This window comes from Vibrio sabulosilitoris (assembly GCF_055391395.1).
Genome location: NZ_AP029600.1, coordinates 240019 through 263817 on the forward strand (window position 1 = coordinate 240019; position 23799 = coordinate 263817).

At 49.5% G+C, this 23799-nt stretch carries 1 protein-coding gene (only partly in view); it reads left to right on the forward strand.

Annotated elements, in window-relative coordinates:
* Positions 1-23799, forward strand: the 5' portion of a protein-coding gene (locus ACZ5R2_RS16980) for a retention module-containing protein (RefSeq protein ID WP_464903396.1). It continues 4749 nt past the right edge of the window; the window shows 23799 of its 28548 coding nt (coding positions 1-23799); it begins with the start codon at positions 1-3; its stop codon lies beyond the right edge, outside the window.

Genomic DNA, 23799 nt, shown 5'->3' on the forward strand with positions numbered 1-23799 from the left:
ATGGATATAAAAACGAATAATCAAAACGTAATTGTTGAACAAGTTGAGGGAAATGTTGTGGCCATCTCCACCGATGGCAGTTCGCGAACTCTGTCAAAGGGTGACGTGATTCAATCTGGCGAAATTACCATCACCCCAGCAGGGGGGTTATTGGTTGTCGCTCAGGGTGAGCAAGTCAGTCAACTGTCAAGCAATGTCGTTGCGACACTCTCGGGAGATATCCTTGCCGCGGCTGAAGTGGATGGAAATATTGCCATTGAACCAACGCAGCCAACCAATTTTGAGCCTTTGGACATTTTTGCTATTCAGCAGGCGATATTGGATGGAGTTGACCCGACAGAGATCCTCGATACTGCCGCTGGTGAAGCACAGAGCGATGCCGCTAACGCTGGTTTTATTTCGATTGAGTACAAGTATGCCGAAGCGCTAGCGTCTACATTTTTTGAGACCGCTGCCCCCATTGCCGAGCGAGATATTGAAGATGAGGCGCGTGATACTTTGATACCAGCGGTGGGTGGTGGCCTGTTTGAGCTGAGCATAACGGAAGCAAACATTAGCAGTGAATCGTCGGGCGAGTCTTTGACTGTCTCTGGCATAATCCAAGCGGGTGAGGTACCGCTTGACCCGACCAGTTTTGTTCCCGATCCCGGTACCTTAAGTGATTTGTTGGATGAGCTATCGAGTGAGATCACCTCATCCGGTGCACCAGTCACTTTTGTCTACGATGAGGATAGCAATACCATCATCGGCGAGTCGAGTGATGGAGAGGTCGTTCGTATAGAGATAGCAGCACAACCTTCTGGAGATGGGGATGTGTTGTTGTCGATCACCACAACGCTCTCTCAGCCAATCGATCATCTTGCAACTCCTGAGCAAGGTGCAATCACATTAGTGGATGATCAGCTTGCTGTTGACCTTGTGATTGTTGGTCAAGATGAGGCGGGTATTAACCTTACATCACCGATAAATGTCAAGGTGACCATTAGTGATGGTGCTGACCCAACCGCTACACCAGTCGAGATTACCACTCTAGAATCAGACAACACCCCAATATCCGGCAGTGTGCTTGAGCTTGGTAGCGATGAGTTGCAATCTATTCGCTTTCAGCCCAGTGCGATTGATAACTTGTCGGGCATATTGAGTGATAATCAACCGACAGTAGCGACACTCTCTGATGATGGTGCACGTATTCTCCTGACTCTTGAAAACAGTGATCAGCCTTTGCTTGAAATTGTGCTTGAGCTTGATGGTTCGTTTACAGTGACCCAGTTTGGCCCACTGGAACACCCGCAATCTGGGATGGATACAGAGGCTTTTGTACTGCCGATTGTTGCTACAGATTTTGACCAAGACACTGTTGAAACTCGCCTGACGATCAATATTCAAGATGGCGCTGACCCAGTCATTACCGGGGCAAGTCGAGTTAATCTCTCGGAAGCAAATCTGCCCGATGGCAACGACCCTGACGCGGCATTATTGACCGGAACGGGCACGATTACGACAGAGCAGGGCAGTGATGATATCGACCACTATGAGGTGGATGTCACCGCGTTTAATCAGACTTCATCTCTGACAGCCTTTGGTCAACCTGTTGTGCTCGAGGGGCCGGAGATTGTTGACGGCCAGTATATCTATCGTGGTTATGTCACCCTCGACGGTGAACGAGTCGATGTATTGAATCTCTCGTTGAATGAGGAAGGTGAATACACCTTTGAGTTGCTTCAAGCAGTTGATCATCGTGGGCAAGAAGACGGCTCGGTTGCTTTTAATATTCCAGTTTATGCGGTTGATACCGATGGCGATCGCTCTGAGCTAAGTGAAGACAGCAATATTGAGGTCACCATTGCTGATGATACGCAAACACTGGCGGATGGTCGCTATGTGGTCTCTGAGCCCACCGTTGCAGGAGAGAATCAGGTTACTCATCAAGTCATCACTAACGATGGCGCCGACGGTGCGTCCGTGGTCAGCTTTATATATCGCGGTGAGCTTGAGACTGAATATACCCTAGATCCGACTATCGACGGCGAGCAGCGTTTTGAGGTTGAATATGGCACCTTGTTTGTGACCAATGATGGGGCTATTCGCTTTGTACCTGACCGAAACATCGATCACAGCCAAGCAGAGCAAGTCTTCGCAGAGATTAATTTTACGGTGCGTGATAATGATGGTGATGAGGCAAACTCGAGCGTTGAACTAACGATTGTCGATGGTCAAGAGCCGGCTATTGACAGTGTTTCATCTTTAGCATTCAGCGAAGCTGAACTTGTCGATGGCACTCAATCATCCGGAACAGTGGTTTCTGCCGCCGGTGAAATTTCTGTGGTTGTTGGCAGTGATGATGTAGATCATTTTGAGATTGATCATGGTCAGTTTAACGCTCAATCTCCGATTAATTCATTAGGTCAGCCTGTTAGTATGAGCTCGCCGGTCCAGGTGACAGATCCTGATACGGGGGAAGTCTCTTACGTTTATATGGGCACAGTATCTCTGGAAACTAACATCTCCGTCGATGTTTTTCAGATTACAGTGAATGCCAATGGTAGTTACGTTTTTGAGTTGTATCAGGCGCTTGACCATTTGGGTGAGGAGGATGATTCACTTGACTTTACTATCCCGATTTATGCCGTGGATAACGATGGCGATCCTTCAGTCAGTGCCGGTGTGGTCGTCACTGTCGCTGATGACCAACCCGTAGTTGCTGATGTTGCAACTTTGCCTGTGACCGAACCAAGTTCTGAGGGGGAAAATACCACTGAAGTACATGATTTTCTGTTACAAGAAGGGGCTGACGGTGCAGCGGTGATCAGCTTTATCTATGAGGGGGATAGCACGAGTGAACCGTTTGTATTGGATCAAAGCCAAACGGATTACCAACCCTTCGTGGTTGAAGATGGCATCATCTTTATAAAAACGACGGGAGAGGTGTACTTTGAGCCCAATCGTAATTTAGATCACAGTGCAGGTGAGATCATAGATAGCTACGTTACCGCGACAATTGTTGATGGTGATGGCGATACTTATTCTGCAGAGGCTAATATTGAGATTCGCGATGGAGCAGACCCAACGATTACGGCAATTACGCCAGTGTTGTTTGATGAGAGTAATCTTTTAAATGGTAGTAACCCAAATGCCAGTGCTCTAGTTGGCTTTGGCAATATCAGTGTGGCTTTGGGTAGCGATGACATTGATCACTTCGAGATTGATGTTGATGCTTTCAATCAAGCCAATACGATATTGGCACAGGGTATGGTTGTTACCCTTGGAACCCCAGTTGTAAGCACAGATCCTCAAACGGGGGTTTCTTCCTACGTTTACACTGCGAGCGTCACGCTAGATGATAATAATGTGTTGACCGTATTCCAAGTTTCAGTGGATCAAAATGGGCAATATACACTTGAGCTGTTTGAGTCACTAGACCACTCAGGTGATGACGAATCTTTATCATTTGATATCCCTGTTTTCGCTATCGATACCGATGGTGATCCTTCTACAATGAACAGTCTTACCAACATCAATGTTACCGTCATTGATGATGAGCCTATCGTGCCCGGTGATGTTGAACTGTTAGTGACCGAGCCAACTGTGGATGGAGACAATGAGACCACCACTCATGATTTTCTCGCTCTAGAGGGGGCGGATGGTGCTTCGGTTATAAGTTTTGTCTATCAGGGCTACACTACCAGTGATCCATTTGTTCTTGATCAAGCTAATCCAGATTATCAAGCCTTCGAGGTTGAAGATGGCACTGTCTATATCAAGACTTCGGGCGAAATGTACTTTGAGCCTAGTCGAGATTTAGACCACAGCAGCGAAGAAACCCTTAGCACATCAGTAACGGCTACCATCATCGACGGTGATGGTGATACCTATATGCCAGTCGCCAATATCGAGATTGAAGATGGTCAAGACCCCGTTATTACGGCGGTCGGCCCTGCCTCATTTGATGAAGCTAACCTAGATAGTGGTAATAGCCCAGACAGTGACGCGCTAGTTGTGACAGGTAGCATTAGTGCGACCACGGGCAGTGACGATATTGTTCGTTTTGAAGTGGACACCGAGGCATTCAATAGCGCTTCACCAATCGCAGCCTTCGGTAAAACTGTTGTTTTGGGCGCAGCTAGTGTTGTGACCGACACTGTTTCTGGGGTGACGTCCTACGTTTATAACGCCACCGTCACACTTGATGACGATAGTGTGGTGGACATCTTTCAAGTTTCTATCGATGAAGAAGGTAACTATCGCATTGAATTGTTTGAGCCGATTGACCATGAGGACGGCTCATTAGAGGATGACCAACTGTCGTTTAACTTGCCAGTGTTTGCCGTCGATAGTGATGGCGATCCGTCTGAGTCTACTCCGCAGACCAACATAGTGGTTACCGTTGTGGATGATGAGGCGACGATAGCGAGCACGACGGCTGCCCTTGAGGTCACTGAGCCAGTTACATCGGGCGATAACGCCACGACTGTGCATGACTTCTTAACGACAGAGGGGGCTGATGGCGCTTCAATAGTGAGCTTTGTCTATCAAGGTGACGAGACTAGCGACCCATTTATCCTCGACCAAGCAGATCCAGAATATCAAGCCTTCGATGTTGAAGATGGTACGGTTTATATCAAGACTAGCGGCGAGATGTACTTCGAGCCAAGTCGAGATTTAGACCACAGCGGTGAAGAAACTCTTGCTACATCTGTAACGGCCACCATCATTGACGGTGATGGCGACACCTACACGCCAGTCGCGAATATCAGCATTGAAGACGGTCGAGATCCCGTCATTACTGCGGTTGACCCGGTGTCATTTGACGAAGCGAACTTGGCGGAAGGCAACAGTCCCGATAGCGATGCGCTGGTTGTGACAGGTAGTATCAATGCCGCGACAGGCAGTGACGATATTGTTCGTTTTGAAGTGGATACCACAACATTCAATACAGCCGCCCCAATTGAAGCCTTGGGCAAAACCGTTGTTTTAGGTACTGCCAGTACCGTGACCGACGCAGTTTCTGGGATAACCTCCTACGTTTACGACGCTACGGTTACGCTCGATGACGATAGCGTGGTGGACATCTTCCAAGTCACCATCGATGAAGATGGCAATTATATCATCGAGCTGTTTGAGCCGATTGACCATGAGGATAGCTCTTCAGAGGACGATCAGTTGTCGTTTAACTTGCCGGTGTTTGCCGTCGATAGTGATGGCGACCCATCTGAATCGACCACGCTGACCAATATTGCGGTCACAGTCGTGGACGATGAGGCCACAGTAGCGAGCACGACAGCTGCCCTTGAGGTGACTGAGCCAGTCACATCGAGCGATAACGCTACCGATGTACATGACTTCTTGACGACAGAAGGGGCAGATGGTGCTTCAGTAGTGAGCTTTGTCTATCAAGGAGACGAGACTAGCGACCCATTTATCCTCGACCAAGCAGATCCAGAATATCAAGCCTTCGATGTTGAAGATGGTACGGTTTATATCAAGACTAGCGGCGAGATGTACTTCGAGCCAAACCGCAATTTAGACCATAGTAGCGAAGAAACCCTCAGCACATCGGTAACGGCTACCATTATTGACGGTGATGGCGATACTTACATGCCTGTCGCCAATATCAGTATTGAAGATGGTCAAGACCCCGTCATTACCGCGGTTGACTCGGCGTCATTTGATGAAGCGAACTTGGCGGATGGTAATAGCCCTGATAGTGATGCACTAGTGGCGACAGGTAGTATCAGTGCAACAACTGGTAGTGATGATGTCGTTCGCTATGAGGTAGATACCGCTAGCTTCAATAGCACCTCACCGATAGAAGCACTTGGTAAGCCGGTTACACTGGGCAGCCCTTCGATTGTGACTGATCCAGTCAGTGGCATAAGCTCTTATGTTTATGATGCAACAGTCACCTTAGACGATGATACGGTTGTCGACATTTTCCAAGTTTCCATTGATGAGGGCGGTACCTACCAAATTGAGCTGTTTGAGCCGATTGATCATGAGGATGGCTCTTTAGAAGATGACCAACTGTCGTTTAACTTACCGGTGTTTGCCGTTGATAGTGATGGCGATCCATCTGAGTTGACGCCACTGACTAACATCGCGGTTACCGTTGTGGATGATGAGGCGACGGTAATGAGCACGAGTGCTGATCTTGAGGTGACTGAGCCGGTCATATCGGGCGATAACGCCACGGATGTGCATGACTTTTTGACGACAGAAGGGGCGGATGGCGCTTCGGTAGTGAGCTTTGTTTACCAAGGTGACGAGACTAGCGACCCATTTATCCTCGACCAAGCAGATCCAGAATACCAAGACTTTGATGTTGAAGATGGCACGGTTTATATCAAGACGACCGGTGAGATGTACTTCGAGCCAAGCCGCGATTTAGACCATAGCGGTGATGAAACCCTCAGTACCTCTGTGACAGCCACCATTATCGATGGTGATGGCGATACCTACATGCCAGTCGCCAATATCAGCATTGAAGATGGTCAAGATCCGGTCATTACGGCGGCCAGTCCTGCCTCATTTGATGAAGCGAACTTGGCGGATGGTAATAGCCCAGATAGCGACGCACTGGTTGTGACAGGCAGTATCGATGCGACGACAGGCAGTGATGATATCGTTCGCTACGAGTTGGATACCACTAGTTTTAATACTACTTCACCGATAGAAGCGCTCGGTAAGCCGGTTACATTGGGTAGCCCTTCGATTGTCACAGACCCAGTTAGTGGTACCACTTCTTATGTTTATAATGCCACCGTCACGCTCGATGATGACAGTGTGGTGGACATCTTCCAAGTATCTATTGATGAAATCGGCAACTACAGCATCGAACTGTTTGAGCCGATTGACCATGAGGATGGCTCTTCAGAGGACGATCAACAGTCGTTTAACTTGCCGGTGTTTGCCGTCGATAGCGATGGTGACCCATCTGAATCGACCGCGCTGACCAACATTGCGGTCACAGTCGTGGACGATGAGGCTACAGTAGCGAGCACAATCGCTGCACTAGAGGTGACTGAGCCTGTCACATCGGGCGATAACGCCACGGATGTGCATGACTTTTTGACGACAGAAGGGGCGGATGGCGCTTCGGTAGTGAGCTTTGTCTATCAAGGTGACGAGACTAGTGATCCATTCATCCTCGACCAAACCGATCCAGAATACCAAGACTTTGATGTTGAAGATGGCACGGTTTATATCAAGACTACCGGGGAGATGTATTTTGAACCGAGTCGGGATTTAGACCACCGCAGCGAAGAAATCCTCAGCACATCGGTAACGGCAACTATCATCGACGGTGATGGTGATACCTACACGCCAGTCGCCAATATCAATATTGAAGACGGTCAAGACCCCATCATTACCGCGGTTGACCCAGCGTCATTTGATGAAGCGAACTTGGCGGGGGGTAATAGCCCAGACAGTGACGCGCTAGTTGTGACAGGTAGCATTAGCGCGACCACGGGCAGTGATGATATTGTCCGCTTTGAAGTGGATACCACAGCCTTTAATGCCGCTGCGCCAATTGAGGCATTGGGTAAAACCGTTGTTTTAGGTACCGCAAGTATCGTGACCGACGCAGTTTCTGGGGTAACCTCCTACGTTTACGACGCTACGGTTACGCTCGATGATGATCGCGTGGTGGACATCTTTCAAGTTTCCATCGATGAAGAAGGCAACCATCGCATTGAATTGTTTGAGCCGATTGACCATGAGGATGGCTCGAGCGAAGACGACCAACTGTCGTTTAACTTGCCTGTGTTTGCCGTGGACAGTGATGGCGATCCGTCTGAGTTGACGCCGCAGACTAACATCGCGGTTACCGTTGTGGATGATGAGGCGACGGTAATGAGCACGAGTGCTGATCTTGATGTGACTGAGCCGGTCATATCGGGTGATAACGCCACGGATGTGCATGATTTCCTAACGACAGAAGGCGCCGATGGCGCTTCGGTAGTGAGCTTCGTCTATCAAGGTGACGAGACTAGCGACCCCTTTATCCTCGACCAAACCGATCCAGAATACCAAGACTTTGCTGTCGAAGATGGTACGGTTTACATTAAGACATCTGGCGAGATGTACTTTGAACCAAGTCGAGATCTAGACCATAGCGGTGAGGAAATTCTCAGCACTTCCATAACAGCTACCATCATTGACAGTGATGGCGACACCTACACGCCAGTCGCGAATATCAGTATTGAAGACGGTCAAGATCCCGTCATTACCGCGGTTGACCCGGCGTCATTTGATGAAGCGAACTTGGCGGGGGGTAATAGCCCAGACAGCGACGCGCTAGTTGTGACTGGTAGCATTAGCGCGACCACGGGCAGTGATGATATTGTCCGCTTTGAAGTGGATACCACAGCCTTTAATGCCGCTGCGCCAATTGAGGCATTGGGTAAACCGGTTGTCTTAGGCTCAGCGAATGTCGTGACGGATCCGGTCTCCGGTGTGGTGTCGTACATTTATAATGCTACGGTTACGCTGGATGACGATAGCGTGGTGGACATTTTCCAAGTCGCCATCGATGAAGAGGGCAACTACAGCATTGAGTTGTTTGAGCCGATTGACCATGAAGATGGCTCTTCAGAAGATGACCAGCTGTCATTCAACTTGCCAGTGTTTGCCGTCGATAGTGATGGCGATCCGTCTGAATCGACCGCGCTGACCAACATTGCGGTCACAGTCGTAGACGATGAGGCCACAGTAGCAAGCACCACCGCTGCGCTAGAGGTGACTGAACCGGTCACATCGGGCGATAACGCCACGGATGTGCATGACTTCTTAACGACACAAGGGGCTGATGGCGCTTCAGTAGTAAGCTTTGTCTATCAAGGTGACGCGATCAGCGATCCATTCATCCTCGACCAAGCAGATCCAGAATACCAAGACTTTGCTGTTGAAGATGGTACGGTTTATATAAAGACTAGCGGGGAGATGTACTTTGAGCCAAACCGCGATTTAGACCATAGCGGTGATGAAACCCTCAGTACCTCTGTGACAGCCACCATTATCGATGGTGATGGCGATACCTACATGCCAGTCGCCAATATCAGCATTGAAGATGGTCAAGACCCCGTCATTACTGCGGTCAGTCCTGCCTCATTTGATGAAGCGAACTTGGCGGCTGGTAATAGCCCAGATAGCGACGCACTGGTTGTGACAGGCAGTATCGATGCGACGACGGGCAGTGATGATATCGTTCGCTACGAGTTGGATACTGTTAGCTTCAATACTATCTCACCGATAGAAGCGTTCGGTAAACCGGTTACATTGGGCAGTCCTTCGATTGTCACAGACCCAGTCAGTGGTACCACTTCTTATGTTTATAACGCCACCGTCACGCTCGATGATGATAGTGTGGTGGACATCTTCCAAGTCTCTATTAATGAGGGTGGAAATTACAGCATCGAACTGTTCGAGCCGATTGACCATGAGGATGGCTCATCAGAGGACGATCAGTTGTCGTTTAACTTGCCAGTGTTTGCCGTGGACAGTGATGGCGACCCATCTGAATCGACCGCGCTGACCAACATTGCGGTCACAGTCTTGGACGATGAGGCCACAGTAGCGAGCACAACCGCTGAGCTAGAGGTGACTGAGCCAGTCTCATCGGGCGATAATACCACGGATGTGCATGACTTCTTGACGACAGAAGGGGCGGATGGTGCTTCGGTAGTGAGCTTTGTCTATCAAGGTGACGAGACTAGTGATCCATTCATCCTCGACCAAACCGATCCAGAATACCAAGACTTTGATGTTGAAGATGGCACGGTTTATATCAAGACTACCGGGGAGATGTATTTTGAACCGAGTCGGGATTTAGACCACCGCAGCGAAGAAATCCTCAGCACATCGGTAACGGCAACTATCATCGACGGTGATGGTGATACCTACACGCCAGTCGCCAATATCAATATTGAAGACGGTCAAGACCCCATCATTACCGCGGTTGACCCAGCGTCATTTGATGAAGCGAACTTGGCGGGGGGTAATAGCCCAGACAGTGACGCGCTAGTTGTGACAGGTAGCATTAGCGCGACCACGGGCAGTGATGATATTGTCCGCTTTGAAGTGGATACCACAGCCTTTAATGCCGCTGCGCCAATTGAGGCATTGGGTAAAACCGTTGTTTTAGGTACCGCAAGTATCGTGACCGACGCAGTTTCTGGGGTAACCTCCTACGTTTACGACGCTACGGTTACGCTCGATGATGATAGCGTGGTGGACATCTTCCAAGTTTCTATCGATGAAGAAGGTAACTACCGCATTGAGCTGTTTGAGCCGATTGACCATGAAGATGGCTCTTCAGAAGATGACCAGTTGTCATTCAGCTTGCCAGTGTTTGCCGTCGATAGCGATGGCGACCCATCTGAATCGATCGCGCTGACCAACATAGCGGTCACAGTCGTGGACGATGAGGCCACAGTAGCAAGCACCACCGCTGCGCTAGAGGTCACTGAGCCGGTCACATCGGGCGATAACGCCACGGATGTGCATGACTTCCTAACAACAGAAGGGGCTGATGGCGCTGCAGTAGTAAGCTTTGTCTATCAGGGTGACGCGACCAGCGATCCATTTATCCTCGACCAAACCGATCCAGAATACCAAGAATTTGATGTTGAAGGTGGCACGGTTTATATCAAGACTAGCGGGGAGATGTACTTCGAGCCAAACCGCGATTTAGACCACAGCGGTGAGGAAATTCTCAACACTTCTATAACAGCCACCATCATTGACGGTGATGGTGATATCTACACACCAGTCGCGAATATCAGCATTGAAGACGGTCAAGATCCCGTCATTACCGCGGTTGATCCAGCGTCATTTGATGAGGCGAACTTGGCGGATGGTAACAGTCCCGATAGCGATGCGCTGGTTGTGACAGGCAGTATCAATGCAACGACAGGCAGCGATGATATCGTTCGCTTTGAAGTGGATACCACAGCCTTTAATGCCGCTGCACCAATTGAGGCATTGGGTAAACCGGTTGTCTTAGGCTCAGCGAATGTCGTGACGGATCCGGTCTCCGGTGTGGTGTCGTACATTCATAATGCTACGGTTACGCTGGATGACGATAGCGTGGTGGACATTTTCCAAGTCGCCATCGATGAAGAGGGCAACTACAGCATTGAGTTGTTTGAGCCGATTGACCATGAAGATGGCTCTTCAGAAGATGACCAGCTGTCATTCAACTTGCCAGTGTTTGCCGTCGATAGCGATGGCGACCCATCTGAATCGACCGCGCTGGCCAACATTGCGGTCACAGTCGTGGATGATGAGGCCACAGTAGCAAGCACCACCGCTGCGCTAGAAGTCACTGAGCCGGTCACATCGGGCGATAACGCCACGGATGTGCATGACTTCCTAACAACAGAAGGGGCTGATGGCGCTTCAGTAGTGAGTTTTGTTTATCAAGGTGACGCGACTAGTGATCCACTCATCCTCGACCAAGCAGATCCAGAATACCAAGACTTTGCTGTTGAAGATGGTACGGTTTATATCAAGACTAGCGGGGAGATGTACTTTGAGCCAAACCGCGATTTAGACCATAGCGGTGATGAAACCCTCAGTACCTCTGTGACAGCCACCATTATCGATGGTGATGGCGATACCTACATGCCAGTCGCCAATATCAGCATTGAAGATGGTCAAGACCCCGTCATTACTGCGGTTGACCCGGCGTCATTTGATGAGGCTAACCTAGTCGATGGTAATAGCCCTGATAGTGATGCACTAGTGGCGACAGGCAGTATCAGTGCAACAACTGGTAGTGATGATATCGTCCGCTATGAGGTAGATACCGCTAGCTTCAATAGCACCTCACCGATAGAAGCACTTGGTAAGCCGGTTACACTGGGTAGCCCTTCGATTGTGACTGACCCAGTCAGTGGCATAAGCTCTTATGTTTATGATGCAACAGTCTCCTTAGACGATGATACGGTTGTCGACATTTTCCAAGTTTCCATTGATGAGGACGGTAACTACCAAATTGAGTTGTTTGAGCCGATTGATCATGAGGATAGCTCTTTAGAAGATGACCAACTGTCGTTTAACTTGCCAGTGTTTGCCGTTGATAGTGATGGCGATCCATCCGAGTTGACGTTGCAGACCAACATTGCAGTTAGCATAGTGGACGACGAGGCAACGGTAGCGAGCACGACGGCTGCCCTTGAGGTGACTGAGCCGGTTACCTCTGGTGATAACGCGACGGATGTGCATGACTTCCTAGCAACGGAAGGGGCGGATGGCGCTTCGGTCATGAGCTTTGTCTATGAGGGAGAAGCGACCAGCGATCCCTTTATCCTCGACCAAACCGAGACTGAGTACCAAGCCTTCGGGGTTGAAGATGGCATCGTCTACATCAAGACGACCGGTGAGATGTACTTTGAACCAAGTCGAGATTTAGACCATAGCAGCGAAGAAATTCTAAGTACGTCGGTGACTGCCACCATTGTTGACGGTGATGGCGATACCTATATGCCCGTGGCCAATATCAATATTGAAGATGGTCAAGACCCCGTTATTACCGCGGTTACACCTGCATCTTTCGATGAGGCGAACCTAGCCGATGGCAATAGCCCAGACAGCGACACGTTGGTGGTGACAGGCAGTATCAGCGCGACGACGGGCAGTGACGATATTGCTCGCTTAGAAGTGGATATTGAAGCCTTCAATGCAGATGCACCGATTGAGGCACAGGGTAAACCGGTTGTCTTAGGCTCAGCGAATGTTGTGACGGACCCGATTTCCGGCGTGGTGTCGTATGTTTACGATGCGACCGTTACGCTTGACGATGATAGCGTAGTGGACATCTTCCAAGTTTCTATCGACGAAGAGGGTAACTACCGCATTGAGCTTTTTGAGCCGATTGACCATGAGTCTGGCTCATCAGAGGACGATCAGTTGTCGTTTAACTTGCCTGTATTTGCCGTCGATAGTGATGGCGATCCGTCTGAATCGACCGCTCTGACCAACATAGCGGTCACTGTTGTGGATGATGAGGCGACGGTAGTGAGTACGAGTGCGGCTCTTGAGGTGACGGAGCCAGTCACATCGGGCGACAATGCCACGGATGTGCATGACTTCCTTGCGACAGGGGGGGCAGATGGTGCTTCGGTAGTGAGTTTTGTCTATCACGGTGATGCGACCAGCGATCGGTTTATTCTCGACCAAGCAGACCCAGAATACCAAGACTTTGCTGTCGAAGATGGCACGGTTTACATTAAGACTTCTGGTGAGATGTACTTTGAACCAAGTCGAGTTCTAGACCATAGTGGTGAGGAAGTCCTCAGCACCTCGGTGACAGCCACCATTGTCGACGGTGATGGCGATAATTACATGCCTGTCGCCAATATCAGCATTGAAGACGGTCAAGATCCCGTCATTACCGCGGTTGACCCAGCATCATTTGATGAAGCGAACTTGGCGGATGGTAATAGCCCAGACAGTGACGCGCTAGTTGTGACTGGTAGCATTAGCGCGACCACGGGCAGTGACGATATTGTTCGTTTTGAAGTGGATACCGCAACATTCAATACAGCCGCCCCTATTGAAGCCTTGGGTAAAACCGTTGTTTTAGGTACCGCAAGTATCGTGACCGACGCAGTTTCTGGGGTAACCTCCTACGTTTACGACGCTACGGTAACTCTCGATGATGATAGCGTGGTGGACATCTTTCAAGTTTCTATCGATGAAGAAGGTAACTATCGCATTGAATTGTTTGAGCCGATTGACCATGAGGATGGCTCGAGCGAAGACGACCAACTGTCGTTTAACTTACCGGTGTTTGCTGTCGATAGCGATGGCGATCCATCTGAATCGACCGCGCTGACCAACATCGCGGTTACTGTTGTAGATGATGAGGCCACAGTAGCAAGTACCACCGCTGCGCTAGAAGTGACTGAACCGGTCACATCGGGCGATAACGCCACGGATGTGCATGACTTCTTAACGACACAAGGGGCTGATGGCGCTTCAGTAGTAAGCTTTGTCTATCAAGGTGACGCGATCAGCGATCCATTCATCCTCGACCAAGCAGATCCAGAATACCAAGACTTTGATGTTGAAGATGGTACGGTTTATATCAAGACGACCGGTGAGATGTACTTCGAGCCAAACCGCGATTTAGACCATAACGGTGATGAAACCCTCAGCACTTCCATAACAGCCACCATCATTGACGGTGATGGTGATGCCTACACACCAGTCGCTAATATCAACATTGAAGATGGTCAAGATCCGGTCATTACGGCGGTCAGTCCTGTCTCATTTGATGAAGCGAACTTGGCGGATGGTAATAGCCCAGGTAGCGACGCACTGGTTGTGACAGGCAGTATCGATGCGACGATAGGCAGTGATGATATCGTTCGCTACGAGTTGGATACCACTAGTTTTAATACTACTTCACCGATAGAAGCGCTCGGTAAGCCGGTTACATTGGGCAGTCCTTCGATTGTCATAGACCCAGTCAGTGGTACCACTTCTTATGTTTATAACGCCACCGTCACGCTCGATGATGATAGTGTGGTGGACATCTTCCAGGTCTCTATTGATGAAAACGGCAACTACAGCATCGAGCTGTTCGAGCCGATTGACCATGAAGATGGCTCTTCAGAAGATGACCAGCTGTCATTCAACCTGCCGGTGTTTGCCGTCGATAGCGATGGTGACCCATCTGAATCGACCGCGCTGACCAACATTGCGGTCACAGTCGTGGACGATGAGGCTACAGTAGCGAGCACAATCGCTGCGCTAGAGGTGACTGAGCCGGTCACATCGGGCGATAACGCCACGGATGTGCATGACTTCTTGACGACAGAAGGGGCGGATGGTGCTTCGGTAGTGAGCTTTGTTTACCAAGGTGACGAGACTAGCAACCCATTTATCCTCGACCAAGCAGATTCAGAATATCAAGACTTTGATGTTGAAGATGGTACGGTTTATATCAAGACTACAGGGGAAATGTATTTTGAACCGAGTCGAGATTTAGACCACCGCAGCGAAGAAATCCTCAGCACATCGGTAACGGCAACTATCATCGACGGTGATGGTGATACCTACACGCCAGTCGCCAATATCAGCATTGAAGACGGTCAAGATCCCGTCATTACCGCGGTTGACCCGGCGTCATTTGATGAAGCGAACTTGGCGGATGGTAATAGCCCAGACAGTGATGCGCTAGTTGTGACTGGTAGCATTAACGCGACCACGGGCAGTGACGATATTATTCGCTTTGAAGTGGATACCACAACATTCAATACAGCCACCCCAATTGAAGCCTCGGGCAAAACTGTTGTTCTGGGCCCTGCCAGTGTCGTGACTGACGCAGTTTCTGGGGTAACCTCCTACGTTTACGACGCTACGGTAACTCTCGATGATGATAGCGTGGTGGACATCTTCCAAGTTTCTATCGATGAAGAAGGTAACTACCGCATTGAGCTGTTTGAGCCGATTGACCATGAAGATGGCTCTTCAGAAGATGACCAGTTGTCATTCAGCTTGCCGGTGTTTGCCGTCGATAGCGATGGCGACCCATCTGAATCGACCGCGCTGACCAACATAGCGGTCACAGTCGTGGACGATGAGGCCACAGTAGCAAGCACCACCGCTGCGCTAGAGGTGACTGAGCCGGTCGCATCGGGTGATAACGCGACAGATGTGCATGACTTCTTGTCGACGGAAGGTGCTGATGGCGCTTCAGTGGTGAGCTTTGTCTATCAAGGTGACGTAACGAGCGATCCATTTATCCTCGACCAAGCAGACCCAGAATACCAAGACTTTGCTGTCGAAGATGGCACGGTTTACATTAAGACATCTGGCGAGATGTACTTTGAACCAAGTCGAGATTTAGACCATAGTGGTGAGGAAATCCTCAGCACATCTGTAACGGCTACCATTATTGATGGTGATGGCGATACTTATATGCCCGTCGCCAATATCAACATCAAAGATGGTCAAGACCCAGTCATCACAGCGGTTGCGCCAGCGTCATTCGATGAGGCTAACCTAGATGATGGTAATAGCCCAGACAGCGATGCGTTAGTGGTGACAGGTAGCATCAGCGCGACCATGGGCAGTGACGACATTACTCGCTTTGAAGTGGATACTGAAGCCTTCAATACTGATGCGCCGATCGAAGCACTGGGTAGATCGGTTGTTTTGGGCGCAGCAAATGTTGTGACGGATCCGGTTTCCGGTGAAGTGTCGTACGTTTACGATGCGACCGTCACGCTAGACGATGACAGTGTGGTGGATATCTTCCAAGTTTCGATTGATGAGAACGGTAACTATCGTATTGAGCTGTTCGAGCCGATTGACCATGAGGATGGCTCGCCAGAAGATGACCAGTTGTCATTTAATTTGCCAGTGTTTGCGGTGGATAGCGATGGCGATCCATCTGAGTCGAGCCCGCAGACCAATATTGCGGTCACCGTTGTGGATGATGAGGCGACGGTAGTGAGCACGACGGCTGCCCTTGAGGTGACAGAGCCAGTGACCTCTGGTGATAATGCTACGGATGTGCATGACTTCCTAGCGACAGAAGGCACTGAAGGAGCTTCGGTCGTGAGCTTTGTCTATCAAGGTGATGCGACCAGCGATCCATTTATCCTTGACCAAGCTGATTTAGACTACCAAGACTTTGCTGTTGAAGATGGTACGGTTTACATCAAGACCTCTGGTGAGATGTACTTTGAGCCAAATCGAGATTTAGACCATAGTGGTGAGGAAATTCTCAGCACCTCTGTCACGGCTACGATTGTAGATGGTGATGGCGATACCTACATGCCAGTCGCCAATATCAGTATTGAAGACGGTCAAGACCCTGTCATTACAGCGCTTGACTCAGTGTCATTTGATGAGGCGAACTTGGCAGATGGCAATAGTCCTGATAGCGATGCTTTGGTGGCGACAGGCAGTATTGATGCGACTACTGGCAGCGACGATATCGTCCGTTTTGAAGTGGACACTGAGGCATTCAACAGTGCCTCACCAATCGAAGCCTTCGGTAAAGCGGTTGCTCTCGGCACTGCGAGGATCGTGACCGACGCTGTTTCTGGGGTGACTTCTTACGTCTATGACGCCACCGTTACGCTAGATGACGATAGTGTGGTGGATATCTTCCAAGTCTCCATTGATGAGGACGGTAACTACAGCATTGAGCTGTTCGAGCCGATTGACCACGAGGACGACTCAAGCGAAGACGACCAGTTGTCGTTTAACTTGCCAGTGTTTGCCGTGGATAGTGATGGCGACCCATCTGAGTTAACGCCACAGACCAACATTGCAGTGACGGTTGTCGATGATGAAGCGACGGTCGCGAGCACCACTGCTGATCTTGATGTGACTGAGCCAGTCACATCAGGTGATAACGCGACGGATGTACATGACTTCTTGTCGACGGAAGGCGCTGATGGTGCTTCTGTTGTGAGCTTTGTCTATCAGGGTGATGCGACCAGCGATCCGTTTATCCTTGACCAAGCAGACCCAGACTACCAAGACTTTGCTGTCGAAGACGGCACGGTTTATATCAAAACTTCTGGCGAGATGTACTTCGAACCAAGTCGAGATCTAGACCATAGTGGCGAAGAAATTCTTAGCACATCTGTAACAGCCACCATTGTCGACGGTGATGGCGATACTTACATGCCTGTGGCCAATATTGATATTCAAGATGGTCAAGATCCTGTTATCACTGCGGTCAGCCCTGCGTCATTTGATGAGGCGAACCTAGCCGATGGCAATAGCCCAGACAGTGATGCGTTAGTTGTGACTGGTAGCATTAACGCGATGACGGGCAGCGACGACATTGCTCGCTTTGAAGTGGATACCGCAGCCTTCAATACGGATGCACCGATCGAAGCACTGGGTAAGCCAGTTGTCTTAGGCGCAGCGAATGTTGTGACGGATCCGGTCTCTGGTGTGGTGTCGTATGTTTACGATGCGACCGTCACGCTAGAGGATGACAGTGTGGTGGATATTCTCCAAGTCTCTATCGATGAAGACGGCAACTACCGCATTGAGCTGTTTGAGCCGATTGATCATGAAGATAACTCCCTGGAAGACGACCAGTTATCGTTTAATTTGCCAGTGTTTGCCGTGGATAGTGACGGCGATCCATCTGAAACGACGCCACTGACCAATATTGCGATTACTGTTGTGGACGATGAAGCCACAGTAGCAAGTACAATCGCTGCGCTAGAGGTGACTGAGCCGGTCATATCGGGTGATAACGCGACAGATGTGCATGACTTCTTGTCGACGGAAGGTGCTGATGGCGCTTCAGTGGTGAGCTTTGTCTATCAAGGTGACGTAACGAGCGATCCATTTATCCTCGACCAAGCAGACCCAGAATACCAAGACTTTGCTGTCGAAGATGGCACGGTTTATATCAAGACCTCTGGCGAGATGTACTTTGAACCAGACAGAAACCTAGATCACAGCACCAACCAGACACTCAATACCTCGATTACCGCCACCATTGTTGATGGCGATGGTGATACCTTCACACCAGTTGCGAATATTGAAATCATTGATGGCCAGTTGCCAGTGATTAGCAGTGTCACTTCCGTCAGCCTGGATGAAGCGAATTTAGCCCAGGGTACAAGCCCAGGTAATACACCAGTCAGTGATACAGGTGTGATCATCGCATCGGTTGGCAGTGATGATATTGACCACTTTGAGGTAGATGTTACTGCCTTTAATGTCACCACTCCTATTTTTGCCTTCGATAGACCAGTTGTGATGGGGCCTGTTGAGACGACAACCGACTCAGATACCAATGAGGTCATTCACACTCATACTGGTTCGGTAACACTCAACGATGGCACAGTTGTTGACATCCTTCAGGTCAGCTTCGATCAACAAGGGAACTACCGTTTTGATTTGCTTGAGCCAATTGAGCATGAGGCGGACACTGCGCAGGATGCGGCGCTGTCATTTACTGTGCCTGTCGTTGCGATTGATAGTGATGGCAACCGCTCTGAGTCGAATGCGAACGCCCAGTTCTCCGTGACCATCTCTGATGATATTCCGCAAGTGGCCAATGAAGTGACTCTGATGGTCACTGAGCCTGTCACAACGGGCGACAACGCAACCATGACGCATGACCTCTTAATCAAAGAAGGTGCAGATGGTGCCTCGGTGACTAGCTTTGTTTATCAAGGGGACGGAGGAAGTACCCTACACGCGCTTGATCAAAGCCAGTCAGGCTATCAGTCTTTTGCAGTAGAGAGTGGCACTGTGTACATCAAGACCTCAGGTGAGATGTACTTTGAGCCAAATCGGAATCTTGACCATAGTACTCAGTCGCCCATCGAAGCTTCGGTGACCGCAACGATCATCGATAATGATGGCGATGACTTTATGTCAAAAGCCAAGATTGAGATTATTGATGGACAGCTCCCACAGATCACGAGTGAGAGCCAGATAACGCTAGATGAGGCGAATCTGGCTGATGGCTCAGATCCAAGTGGTGCTGTGGTGAGCGGTACTGGTGACATTAATATCCAAGTCGGTAGTGATGATATTGATCACTACGAGGTTGCCGTTAATCAATTTAACTCCGATACGTCTATAGCCGCACTGGGTAAACCGGTGGTACTCGGTGCTGCTACGATAATCGTCGACTCACAATCTGGTCTAGCTTCTCATGTGTATACCGCGAGCGTCACTTTAGATGATAACAGTGTTGTTGATGTGTTTGAATTATCGGTTAGTGAAGATGGTCGCTATCGCTTTGAGCTTTATGAGGAGCTGGATAATGTTGAGGGTACAGATGAAGATGATCAGATAGTACTTGATATACCAGTGTTTGCGATCGATCAAGATGGTGATCCGTCGGCATTGAATGCCAATACCAATATCGAGGTCACTATCTTGGATGATGAGCCAGTGGTAGCGGGAGCGGTGCTGCCGGTTACCGAGCCAGTCACTGAAGGTGATACTGACACCACAAACCCAGATGGTTTGACACCAGTGGGTGAGCAGCAAGCGCATGACTTCCTCGTCCATGAGGGAGCCGACGGCGCATCACTGACCGGGTTTAATATTGAGTTTAATTATGCTGATCAAGCCATTAGTCAAACCTTTACTCTTAACCCTAGCTTAGCTGGCTATCAAACATTTGAGGTGGTTGAGCGAGACGATCAAAACGAGATTATCGTTGACTTGGGTACGGTTTATATTCAGACCTCTGGTGAGATGATCTTCGAACCGAATCGTAATCTTGACCATAGCGAAAACGATCCCCTTGTGGCTACACTGACAGCAACGATTTTGGATGGCGATGGAGATACACTGAATCCACAAGCCGTAATCCAAATCGAAGATGGCCAGTTGCCGGTTATCGATTCAGTGAGCGCAGTAAACGTCTCGGAAGGTGGTCTGAGTGACGGGACGAATCCAAACGTCAGCCTAGTCGTCGATCAAGGCTCAATCTCGGCGACTCAAGGTAGTGATAACCTTACCCACTATGAGGTTGCAAATCTCAACACAGACTTGGGCATCACTTCGCAAGGTGAAGCAGTGGTCGTTGCTCAGCCGAGCACAGTGACCGATTCCGACGGCAATACTACCCACTATGTTTATCAAGGCATAACACAAACCTCTCAAACCGAGGTGTTTGAATTGCGCCTTGGTGTGGATGGCAGTTATGCGTTCACGCTCAAAGAAGCGATTCATCACCCGCAGGGAGCCGACCCTGACACCGACGATAGCCTTGTGCTGAATATCCCAGTGGTTGCCGTGGATAGTGATGGGGATAGTTCTGAACCGGTCGATTTATCGGTGACCATCGCCGATGATGAGCTTATTGTCAGTGATACCACCGACCTTGATGTTGTCGAGCCGGTAACGGTTGGTGATACCCAGACGTTGCAGCACAACTTTATTACTAATGGTGGTGCTGACGGCTCAGCAGTAAGCAGTATCACGGTCGATAGTCAGACATGGACCCTAGACCCAAATGATACTGACTATCAAGTATTTGCTATTGATGATCTCGGCACCGCATATGTAAAAACTACCGGTGAGTTCTATTTTGAGCCCGACCGCGACCTTGATCATTCTAATGACGACCCAATTGAGTTCAGTCTTACTGCGAGGGTTGTCGATGCTGATGAGGACTTTAGCGACTCCATCGTGAATATAGACATCAGCGATGGGCAACTTCCGGTTATCACCGACACATATACTGAAGGTGCGGGTAACCTTTCTTTTGCTGAGGCGAACCTGCTTGATGGCACCGACCCGGATTCGAGCCTGTTGAGCCAAGTCGGTACAATCGCCACCGATGTCGGCAGTGATGATATCAGTCACTATGAGCTTGAGCCGCTGGAGTTTAACCAAGACGGTAGCTTAAAGTCGATGGGCGAAGTAGTCGAGCTAGCACTGCTATCGAACATTGCAGGTGTGAGAACCTATCGGGGCTTTGTTGAGGTTGATGGTGATGAAGTGGATGTCTTTAATGTTGCCATCGATTCACCAAGTACAGGTCAATACACGATTACCTTACTGGAGGAGCTCGACCACACGGGTGATGATGACCTTACCTTAACCTTTGAACTGCCTGTCTATGCCGTTGATAGTGACGGTGATCGCTCAACCATCAATGGTGAGACTGACCCCACTGCAGCGCAAATTCAAGTCACGGTTGTCGATGATGTGCAAATGCTTTATGAGCAAAATCTCTCGCGCAATGAGGGGGATGGACGCGGTGCCAAGTGGATGTTTGACAACCCAGCAGAGCGTGGGCGAGACAACGAAACAGGGGCAGATAACGGCGTGGTGACCCGTATTGATGCCGTTGATGAGACTGGGCGAGATATTCAATTCCGTCTATCGGATGGTAGCCTAGTTGATGGTGTCGATCTTGAGGGTAGCTTAATCACGGTGACGGTAGTTGAGATAATTGGCGGTTCGTCGCGTGATTTAGGCGTGCTAGATATTCGCCCAGACGGCCGAGCGCGATTTGAGCCAGAGAATACCTTAGACCATGCAGATAGCCCGAATTTGAACTTCTCGGTGAATGTTACTGCAGTGGATGCTGATGAGGATACGACTAGTGAGCTGTTGAATATCACGATACGTGATCGTAATGCGGTTGTGGAGCCAGCTCAGATTTCTGGTGTGGAGGAGGCCGGGCGAGATGGCTCTATCACTGGCATTGATCTGGCTACTGATCTAGACAACTTATCGGGTATCCCGGACGACGGTCTAGCACCGATAAAAGTCGAGTTGTCAGTCGAGCTTAATGATATCGACCGTAATGAGCAGATTGGTGAGGTTCGCCTGCTCAATATCGGCAATCACAATGGCACCTTCTATTACCACGACGGCACTGAGTACGTTGCGCTACAGACAAACAATAGCCGTGCCACTCTCAGTAGTGATCAGGTAGTTCAGTCCCTAGATGGTACAGTTGCCACGGTTGAGAATTTATACTTCGTGCCTGATCAGCATTTCTCAACCGATGAGGCGGGTATCGATATCCGTATTCAAGTACAGGTATTAAATAATGGCGCGCATGATCACCGAGTCAATGGCGACTTGAACATCAATATCCAGAGTGTGGCGGATAAACCGACCTTCACCGTGGATAGCGTGGACAAATACTTGGCCTATGAGGATGGTGATAATGTCGAGCTTGACGTGTTGGCATCGACTTTAGACACCAGTAACCCCGAGACTATCAAGTATGAGTTGGAGTTTACCCAAGGCGCGGATAAAGCGCAGCTTGTCTATGCCGACGGCACCTCAATCACTGCAACCGATGATGGTAATAATCGCATTTACTACGTGATTGATGCTGATCGTATCGATGAGGTTCAGGTTAATCCAATCGACCACTTCTCAGGTCAAATTATGCTCAAGGTGGTCGCGATTGCCACTGAAGATGAAAACGAGTTCACCGACAAGAAAACCAAGCAGTCAGATGACTTTAACATCACGATTGATGTGGCGCCGCAAGCAGATGCCAGCCGCATTCAGGTCAATCGAGCCAAGGTGTTTGAGGATGGCGAGACCGATTTTGATTACTCAAATGAGGATATCTTGCTACTCAGCTCCGTGGTTAACTTGCGTGATACCGCCGATATCCTTACCGATGATGAGTATATGGATGAGTCTGAGCAGTTAATTATCGAGATTAGCGAGCTGTCAGAGTCATCGGTTGAGTTTGTGTGGCTTGGTAGCGGCGATAGCCCCATTTCAGAGACAGCCCCTGGAGTGTGGGAGATTTCAGTGAGCTCGACCAGTGATGATGCGATTAACTATCTTGAGCAGATCGAGGTGAGGCCACTGGAGCACAGCAATGTCGATTTCACCTTTAAAGTCAGAGGCATTGTGCGTGATACAGCGGATCTCAGCGATGAAAATAGTGCCCTTGAGGTGTCTGAACGTGAGATTGGCGAGAAGACGGTATTTGTTGATATCAAGGGTGTGGCAGACACACCAGATATCGTGCTGAATAATCAACCAGGTGAGACCGAGTGGTCATATATTGATGGCGATTCTAATAACGGTCTTGAAACCACTATTGATGAAAATGGTGCCGCGTTGCTCAATTTCTCTGCAATTTCTACCGATACCGATGGCTCAGAGGACGTGACCATTGTCCTGTCGGATATCCCAGAAGGCGTAGAGGTGACCGATAAAGACGGCGTGCCATTCTCGCTACTCTTTGTTGGTTTTGATGACAATGGCCAGCCGATTTACCAAGCCGATATCGCGGAAGAGAAATTTGACTCAGGGATTAAGATTATTCCTATTGATTCATCGACCACCAACTTCTCACTC